The sequence below is a fragment of the Pseudomonas sp. F01002 genome (genome assembly GCF_004402115.1).
GTDB lineage: Bacteria > Pseudomonadota > Gammaproteobacteria > Pseudomonadales > Pseudomonadaceae > Aquipseudomonas > Aquipseudomonas frigoris.
In genome coordinates this window covers 1-1,944 of sequence record NZ_SOPU01000070.1, presented here as the reverse complement: position 1 = coordinate 1,944, position 1,944 = coordinate 1, and the positions used below count along the sequence as shown (strand labels likewise).

General features: G+C 63.4%; 1 protein-coding gene. It reads left to right on the top strand.

Translation table 11 applies throughout. From position 1 onward, the window contains the following. Nucleotides 1-1,944, top strand: a 1,944-nt coding sequence (locus tag E3W21_RS28825) for an Ig-like domain-containing protein (protein WP_218570185.1), incomplete at both ends; no start/stop codon positions are given.

Sequence of the window (1,944 nt, the reverse complement as noted above, 5' to 3'; positions counted from 1 at the left end):
GCGATGCCGACGGTGACCAAAGCACCACCACCATCACCATCGACGTGATCAACAGCTGCATCCGAGCGGTCAGTGACAGCGACGTGACCGTCTATGAAAAAGCCCTCGACCTGAACCAGGATGGCCAGGATCTGGCGCCCGGCACCGTTACCGGGAGTCAGCCGGGTCTCACGGCTGAAACCGCCAGTGGCACCCTGGTCGGCTCCGTCACCGGTGCCAGCGGTGCGATCACTTACACACTGGTCGGCAGCGCCACTGGCACCTACGGCCAAATCCTGCTCAATCCCGACGGCACCTACACCTACACGCTGACGTCGGCGCCAAGCACCACGCCGCACGCCGACGATGGCGCGAATACCCTCAGCGAAAGTTTCACTTACAAAGCCACCGACGCCCTGGGCCATTCAACCACCAGCACCATCGTGGTCAAAATCGTCGATGACCTGCCGACCGCCAACCCCGACGCGGCCTCGGTAGCGGAGGGCGGCATCGTCAGTGGCAACGTGCTGGCGAACGACTTCAGCGATGCCGATGGGATTGGGGCGGTCGGCGTGCGTGCCGGTTCAGACACCTCGACCTCGGCCATCGGCGGCCTGAACAGCCAGATCAATGGCACCTACGGTTACCTGACGCTGGATGCCGCGGGCAACGCCGTCTACCACAGCAACCCGGGCGCCGTGAACGGTCCCGGTGCGACCGACGTGTTCACCTACACCTTGCGCGATGGCGATGGCGACGAGAGGACCACCACCATCACCATCGACGTGAACAATAGCTGCATCAGCGACAACGACCAGGCCAGCTCGGTTTTGACGGTCATTGCGAACGCGCCACCGGTGGTGGTTGATGACCACATCATCACCAACGTGCTGTCGGGCAGCATTGTGGTGCCGGGCGAGTTGCTGCTGGCCAATGACACCGATCCGAATGGCGATCCGCTGACTGCTTCGCCGACCACCATCAGCACCGGTTGGATTGCCAAAGGCGCGGACTTCACCGGCACCAATCAAAACTTCAGCTTCACCGGCGGTAACGCGCAGGCGGTGACCCTCGCCCGCAGTGCATTCGTCGCCAACACGACAGCCATGACGGCGGTGTTGGTAGTCAGCGGGGCGCTGGGAGCGGTCAACAACCCCCACGATGAGGACCGCATCACCGTCGACCTCAAACAGGGTGAAACCCTCAACCTGGATCACAATCTGGCGGCCGGTCATGTCGCTATGGAGTACTCAATCAACGGCGGCGCATGGATCGCCCTCGGGGACGGGCAAACCCTCACCGCAACGTCGGACAGCACCTACCAGATCCACATCACCAACATCGACAACGGTGGTCCGGGCAACAGCGGGAAGGGGGCGGAAAACTACCAGCTGACCATGACCGTCAACTACGCCGGTGCCCACGACATCACGCCAGATGCCCACGGCACCTACGCCGCCAACGACAACCATGGCGGCAGCGACAACGCCGCCGTGACCATCACCTATCAGGACGGCCACACCCTCACCGGCACGGCGGGCGATGATGTACTGGTGGCGGGCGCCGGTAACAACGTGATCAATGCCGGCGACGGCAACGACGTGCTCACCGCCGGTTCCGGCAACAACGAAATGCACGGCGGCGCCGGCAATGACTTGCTGTACAGCGGAGCGGGCAACGACCTGCTCGACGGTGGCACCGGCGTCGACACCGCGAGCTATGCCCACGCCACCGCCGGGGTCACCGTCGATCTGAGCCTGCTCACCCCGCAGAACACCGTAGGTGCCGGGACCGACACCTTGGCTGCAATCGAAAACCTGACCGGTTCCAACTTCAACGACTCGCTCACCGGCGACAACCACAGCAACATCATCAACGGCGGTCTGGGTAACGACATGCTCAACGGCGGGGGCGGCGACGACTTCCTGATTGGCGGTCTGAGCAACAACACCCTCACCGGCGGCA